Origin of the sequence: Mycobacterium sp. (assembly GCF_049673265.1) — a bacterium.
GTDB lineage: Bacteria > Actinomycetota > Actinomycetes > Mycobacteriales > Mycobacteriaceae > Mycobacterium.
In genome coordinates this window covers 1-6,593 of sequence record NZ_JBATXN010000076.1, presented here as the reverse complement: position 1 = coordinate 6,593, position 6,593 = coordinate 1, and the positions used below count along the sequence as shown (strand labels likewise).

The following is a 6,593-nucleotide window of genomic DNA, read 5'->3' as shown; positions in this document are numbered from 1 at the left end:
ATGGGCATCCTCAACGAGTGGCGGCCGATCCAGGACTCGGTGGGGTCGTGGGTGATTCACGGCGCGCTGTACCGGCATCCCAAGCTCAAAGTCGCGATCGTCGAGGCCGGTTCGAAGTGGATGACCCCGCTGCTGGACGGCTTGGCCGAGGTGTTCCGGAAGGCCCCGGAGGCCTTCCCGAGCGACCCCGTCGAGATGGTCAAGAACCGCATCCACGTCAGCCCGTTCTTCGAGGACGGCATCGACGATTTGGTGAACCTCGTCGGTGTGGATCAGGTGCTCTACGGCTCGGACTGGCCGCACCCGGAAGGGTTGGCGGAGCCGACGTTCTACGTCAACGCGCTGTCGCACCTGTCCGTTGACGACCAGGCAAAGATCATGGGCGGCAACCTGTCTCGTCTCGTTACGGTGTGACGGACGCGCTGCCTTGGCGGACCATCCCCGAGATGGTCTTGAGCGCGGCGGACCGCTTCGGCGACACGGAAGCGATTGTCGACGGTCCGCTGCGTATCAGCTTTGTGGAGTTGGTCGAGCGAATTCGTTGCGCCGCAGGGGCTTTCGCCGCACTGGGGATCGCTCAGGGAGACCGCGTCGCGATCTGGGCACCGAATTCCGCGGAATGGATCATCGCGGCGTTCGGGCTGTTGACCGCGGGCGGCGTTCTGGTGCCGGTCAACACGCGATTCAAGGCCGACGAAGCGGGCGATGTCATCGTCCGCAGTAAAGCGAAGGCCGTGTTGGCGCAGAAGGGATTTCTCGGCCAGGACTACACCGCCCCGGCGGGGATACCACTCATCGAACTGAAATCTGACTTCCTTTCCAGCGGTTCCCCTTTCCAGCGGGAAGTGAGCGGCACCGATATCTCGGACGTCATCTTCACCTCGGGCACGACCGGCCGCCCGAAGGGTGCAATGATGAATCATCGTCAAACGCTAAGAATGTACGACGAGTGGGCGACGCTGGCTGATCTACGCGAGGGCGACCGCTATCTACAGATCAACCCGTACTTCCACACGTTCGGTCTGAAAGCGGGTCTCATCACGTCCTTCCTCCGTGGCGCGACGATGCTTCCGGTCGCGGTTTTCGAAGTCGGCGCAGTAGTGGATCTCATTGAACGCGAACAAATTACGATGCTGCCAGGTCCGCCGACGCTCTACCATTCGTTGCTGGCAGTGCGTGACAAAGCCAGGCTGTCCACCTTGCGGGCAGGCGTGACCGGCGCCGCCGACATCCCCGTCGAACTCGTCCGTCGCATACACGGCGAATTGCCGTTCGAGACGCTGATGACCGGTTATGGCCTTACCGAGGCGGGCAACGTCACCTTGTCGCGGCCCGGCGATTCCTTCGAAAATGTGGCCACCACGGCGGGCCTGCCCTGCGACGGGGTAGAGGTGCGCATCGCTGACGACGGCGAGGTGCTGGTCCGTGGCTACGGTGTCATGCAGGGCTACCTGGACGACTCGGCCGCCACTGCGCAAGCGATTGACGCCGAGGGCTGGCTGCACACCGGTGACTTGGGAAACTTCGATAAATCCGGTCGGTTGCGGATCGACGGGCGTAAAAAGGACATGTTCATCGTCGGCGGGTTCAACGCCTACCCGGCTGAGATCGAGGGTTTTATGCTGGAACACCCCGCGGTTGCCCAGGTCGCGGTGATCGGTGTTCCCGATCAGCGACTCGGCCAGGTGGGTAAGGCGTTTGTCGTGCCGAAAGCCGCGGTGTCTGAGGGCGATTTGATCGCGTGGTGCCGCGATCGAATGGCCGGTTTCAAGGCCCCACGGTACGTTGAGTTTCTCGACGAGTTGCCGTTGAACGCCACGGGCAAGGTGATGAAGGACCGACTTCGGTGAGATTCGCAGATCCGCAAATGCATTCGATGGTCATCGCGTCGGACTACCGGGTGCCGAACCCGGAACGGGTGTGGCCGCTACTGCAGAGCCGGACATCGGCGCTCGCCGGTATCGGTGCGCACCACGTGCTGCTCTACACGTCGACGCATGACTACGGACGGGTCCTGGTGACGATTGGTGTGCGTAGCCGGGAGCCGATTGTGGAACTGCTGCGGTCGCGGGTGTTCTTCGAATGGTTTGACGCGGTTGGCGTAGAAGACATTCCAGCCGTCTTCGCCGGCGAAGTCACCGAGCGTTTCGAGACGTCACCACCGTCGAAACCGGCCGCCCCCGGCGTGGTGATCGCCGCGATGGCATCGGTCGATGACGTGGCGATGCTGACCGAGGAAGTGCGCGCGGGACTGAACAGATTCGCCGCAGCGGGTGTCCGAAAGACCTGGATTTTCCGGGCGTTCGACGACGGGCACGAGGTGATGATCCTGCAGGAGCTCGACGACGAGGATCATGCGCGGCGATGGATCGCACATCCTGACCCCGCCGCCCCGTGGATTGACGGGGCCGGCAGGGGTGCCTACCCGCCGGTGTTTGTGGGCAAGTTCTTCGACATGATCCGGATCGACGGGTGAGCGGATCACTCGATGTTCGTCTGCCTGTGTAACGGCATCACCAGCCAAGTGGTGGCCGACGCCATCGCTGGCGGGGCATCGACGACCAATCAGATCGCCGCATCGTGCGGGGCGGGCTCCGACTGTGGCCGCTGCCGGCGCACGCTGCACTCGCTCATCGCCGCGGGCTGCCATCCGGAGAAGTCGGTTGGGCCAGATCAGTCAACAGATCCGGGGCGTCCAGCCGCGGCACAACCGCCTCAATGAGCACCATCCGGTCGCGGTGATCAGCTGCCGCGACGAAGGCGTCATCGAGTTCGCCGTAGGTTTCAGCGCGAAACGTCAGGTGATTGGTCACGCCGAGCGCGGTGGGAATGTCGGCCCAACTCCAGCTGACAATGTCGTTGTACGGCTCGTCTTTTCCGTGAATCAGCCGCTCGACCGTGTAGCCGTCGTTGTTGACCACCACGATCACCGGCGACAGTCCCTCCCGCGAGAACACGCCGAGCTCTTGGACGGTCAGCTGCGCGGCCCCATCGCCGATCAGCAGCACGGGCCTGCGGTCCCGATGTGCGAGTCCCGCGCCGAGGGTGGCTGGAAGGGTGTAACCGATCGAACCCCATAGGGGCTGGCCGATGAAGGTTACGCCGCGGGGAAGACGGTGAGTAGCCATGCCGTAGAACGAGGTGCCCTGATCTGCCAGCACCACGTTGCCGGGCGTGAGCGCGTGACAAAACCTGTCCCACAACACTTTTTGGCTAAGCGGCTCGTGGCGATCGGGGAAATCCAACGGCACACCGTCGGAGGTCGAGGCGACCGGCGGGGAGATGATCCCGCGCCGAACGAGAATCGATGTCAGCGCCTCCAGCGCGGCTTCCATCTCCAACGGCGCGAACACCGCAGTGCCGACCGTGCTCTGCTGCACTCCGACGTCGATGGTTCTGACCGGATCGATGCGCTGGCTGAAAAAGCCGCTGACCATGTCGGTGAACACGACTCCTGCGGTCACCAGCACCGGCGCCTCTTCGATCGCGCGACGCACCGGTTCGGCGCTGGCCGCCCCGGCATAGATACCCAAAAAGGTCGGCGCGCTCTCATCGACGAGGCTCTTACCCCACATCAGCGTGGCGTGCGGCACCACGTCGGCAGCCAGCAGCGCCTCGAGCTGCTCGACGGCGTTCAACCGATGGACCAACAGATCAGCCAGCACGGTCAATTGGTGGTCGGCGATGAGTTCGGTTGCGGCTTGGGTAAATAAAGCAAGTGCCCGCGGGCTGGTACCACCGGTATAGCGTGGCAACGGTGTGGTCGGCCGCTCGGTTTCGAAGCGCGCCACATCGGTGGGCAGCAACAGATACCCGGGCCGCCGCTGCTCCCGCACCTCGGATAGCACTCGGTCGATTTCCCTGGTCGCCGTTGCCGGCATGAGATTGGCTTGGGCACACGTGATTTCGCGGCTTACCCGGAAGAAGTGCTCGAAATCGCCGTCGCCCAGCGAGTGATGCAGGGCCCGGCGGGTGCCCTGTGCGTCTTTCGAAGGTCCTCCGACGATGTGGACTACCGGCACGTGCTCGGCGTAACTGCCGGCGATCGCGTTGGCTGCCGAAAGCTCGCCCACACCGAATGTGGTTACCACTGCGGACATTCCACGTAGCCGACCGTATCCGTCGGCCGCATAGCCGGCATTGAGTTCGTTGGCGTTTCCGACCCATCGGATATCGGGATGGGCGACGATGTGGTCGAGGAATTCGAGGTTGTAGTCGCCGGGGACGCCGAAGACCTCGGTAACCCCGAGTTCTACCAGGCGGTCGAGCAGGTAGTCACCAACGGTATAGGCGTATTCACGAGCAGCACTCACCAGGATGACGGTACGCGTCTGCGGTCGAAAACGCCGTCCGCGCGGCGCCGCCTCGCTATCGTCCGGGCATGGCAATCAACGAAACCCGGGACATCGTCATCGAGGCGAGCCCCGAGGAAATCCTGGACGTCATCGCCGACTTCGAAGCGATGCCGGAGTGGTCGGAACCTCATCAGAGCGCGGAAATCCTCGAGACCGGAGACGACGGAAGGCCCAGCAAAGTCAAGATGAAGGTCAGGACCGCGGGCATCACCGACGAACAGGTGGTGGCCTACACCTGGAGTGGCAATGAGGTGACCTGGACGCTGGTGAGCTCCGGACAGCAGAAGTCACAGGACGGCAAGTACACGTTGGTCCCTCAGGGTGATAGCACCTTGGTCAAGATGGAGATCAGAGTCGACCCGAACGTTCCGCTCCCAGGATTCGTGCTCAAGCGCGCCGTCAAGGGGACGATCGATTCCGCGACCAAGGAGCTGCGCAAGCGGGTACTGAAGATGAAGGGCAACGCTTGACCGGGCCACTGGCCGGCGTCCGAGTCATCGAACTTGGCGGCATCGGACCGGGCCCGCACGCCGCGATGGTGCTTGCAGATCTGGGCGCCGATGTGGTGCGGGTGCGCCGTCCCGGCGGGCTGACGATGCCGGCCGAGGATCGCGACCTGCTGCACCGTGGGAAGCGGATCGTCGACTTGGATGTCAAGACCCGGCCGCAGCTCCTGTTGGATCTGGTTGCCAAGGCCGATGTGCTGCTGGACTGCTTTCGGCCCGGCACCTGCGAGCGGCTCGGCATCGGCCCCGACGACTGCGCGGCGGTCAACCCGCGGCTGATCTTCGCGCGCATCACCGGATGGGGACAGGACGGGCCCCGGGCCAGCACCGCCGGCCACGACATCAACTACCTATCCCAAACCGGGGCGCTGTCGGCGCTGGGCCACCGCGACCGGCCACCGATGCCGCCGCTGAACCTGGTCGCCGACTTCGGTGGCGGTTCGATGTTGGTGCTGCTGGGCATCGTGGCCGCGCTCTACGAGCGAGAGCGATCGGGCATCGGTCAGGTGGTGGACGCCGCGATGGTCGATGGCGTCAGCGTGCTCGCGCAGATGATGTGGACGATGAAGTCGACCGGGGCGCTGCGTGACGAGCGCGAAGCGTTTCTGCTCGACGGCGGGGCTCCGTTCTATCGTTGCTACGAGACCGCCGACGGTAAGTACGTGGCCGTGGGCGCGATCGAGCCGCAGTTCTTCGCCGCGTTACTCGCCGGCCTGGGGTTGTCCGCCGACGAGGTGCCAGGTCAGCTCGATATCGGTTCGTACCCGCGGATGTTCGAGGTTTTCACCGACCGGTTCGCCGGCAAGACGCGCGACGAGTGGACGGAGATATTCGCCGGCACCGACGCGTGCGTCACTCCGGTGTTGACGTGGAGCGAAGCCGCCGCCGACGCGCATCTGACCGCACGAGCGACGGTGATCAACAGAGCCGGTGTCGACCAGGCCGCGCCCGCACCGCGGTTCTCCCGCACCCCGCCCGGACCGGTCGGGCCGCCGCCGCCTGCGACGACACCGCTGGACGAAATCGGCTGGTAATCAGCCCGTTTACCGACCCGGCTTGCTAGCTTGGTGGTTAGTGGCCGTACGAGCATCGCGAGAGATCCTCATCGACGCGTCGCCGGAGGTGATCCTGGAGGCGTTGGCCGACGTCGGGTCGTTGGCGAAGTGGTCACCGGTACACAAACGGGTCGAGGTCCTCGACTGGTACGCCGACGGTCGGCCCCGTCACGTGAAGGCCACCATCAAAATCTTCGGGCTCGTCGACAACGAGGTCCTGGAATATCACTGGGGTCCCAACTGGGTGGTCTGGGATGCCGACAACACTTTCCAGCAGCGTGGGCAACACGTGGAATACAACCTGCAGCGGGTGGGCGTCGATAAGACCCGGGTGCGGTTCGACATCACCGTCGAACCGTCGGGACCGGTTCCCGGGTTCGTCGTCAAGCGGGCGAGCGAAATCGTATTGGACGCCGCGACCAAGGGATTGCGCGACCAAGTCATCGGCATCATTGGTTCGGATCGCCTTACATAACGCGGCTGCGTTGATAGTTTGCTAGTAGTGGCCGTACAAGCATCGCGAGAGATCCTCATCGACGCGCCGCCGGAGGTGATTCTGGAGGCGTTGGCCGACGTCGGCTCTGTGCCGTCCTGGTCCTCGGTTCACAAACGGGCCGAAGTCATCGACAACTATCCCGACGGTCGCCCGCACCATGTGAAGGTCACGGTCAGGATTG

General features: G+C 64.0%; 9 protein-coding genes. 8 read left to right on the top strand and 1 reads right to left on the bottom strand.

What is annotated here, in order from left to right:
* From WBF82_RS02760 to WBF82_RS02745, 4 genes are all read left to right on the top strand, one after another.
* On the top strand, positions 1-414 hold a 414-nt coding region (locus WBF82_RS02760), incomplete at its 5' end, for an amidohydrolase family protein (RefSeq protein ID WP_424381568.1).
* A gap of 32 nt (positions 415-446) precedes the next feature.
* On the top strand, positions 447-1,850 hold the full coding sequence (locus WBF82_RS02755; RefSeq protein WP_424381572.1) for a FadD3 family acyl-CoA ligase: 1,404 nt from the start codon (positions 447-449) through the stop codon (positions 1,848-1,850).
* Positions 1,851-1,867: 17 nt separating this feature from the next.
* Positions 1,868-2,476 (top strand): fatty-acid--CoA ligase, encoded by a 609-nt coding sequence (locus WBF82_RS02750; protein ID WP_424381571.1) that lies wholly within the window; start codon positions 1,868-1,870, stop codon positions 2,474-2,476.
* 12 nt (positions 2,477-2,488) lie between these two features.
* Positions 2,489-2,722, top strand: a complete 234-nt coding sequence (locus WBF82_RS02745) for a (2Fe-2S)-binding protein (RefSeq protein WP_424381567.1) — start codon at positions 2,489-2,491, stop codon at positions 2,720-2,722.
* Here the strand turns inward: WBF82_RS02745 and WBF82_RS02740 are convergent.
* Positions 2,631-4,316, bottom strand: a complete 1,686-nt coding sequence (locus WBF82_RS02740) for an alpha-keto acid decarboxylase family protein (protein ID WP_424381570.1) — start codon at positions 4,314-4,316, stop codon at positions 2,631-2,633. The genes WBF82_RS02745 and WBF82_RS02740 overlap by 92 nt on opposite strands.
* A 65-nt stretch (positions 4,317-4,381) precedes the next feature.
* On the opposite strand from WBF82_RS02740, the gene WBF82_RS02735 reads away from it, so the two are divergent.
* The 4 genes from WBF82_RS02735 to WBF82_RS02720 form a co-directional block, all read left to right on the top strand.
* On the top strand, positions 4,382-4,825 hold the full coding sequence (locus WBF82_RS02735; protein ID WP_424381566.1) for an SRPBCC family protein: 444 nt from the start codon (positions 4,382-4,384) through the stop codon (positions 4,823-4,825).
* Complete coding sequence (locus tag WBF82_RS02730) at positions 4,822-5,895, top strand: CaiB/BaiF CoA transferase family protein (protein WP_424381565.1); 1,074 nt, start codon at positions 4,822-4,824, stop codon at positions 5,893-5,895. Before WBF82_RS02735 ends, WBF82_RS02730 begins: the two co-directional genes overlap by 4 nt.
* Before the next feature lie 40 nt (positions 5,896-5,935).
* Complete coding sequence (locus tag WBF82_RS02725) at positions 5,936-6,391, top strand: SRPBCC family protein (protein WP_424381564.1); 456 nt, start codon at positions 5,936-5,938, stop codon at positions 6,389-6,391.
* A 27-nt stretch (positions 6,392-6,418) separates the two neighbouring features.
* Positions 6,419-6,593: SRPBCC family protein (locus WBF82_RS02720; protein ID WP_424381569.1), on the top strand; the 175-nt coding region annotated here is incomplete at its 3' end.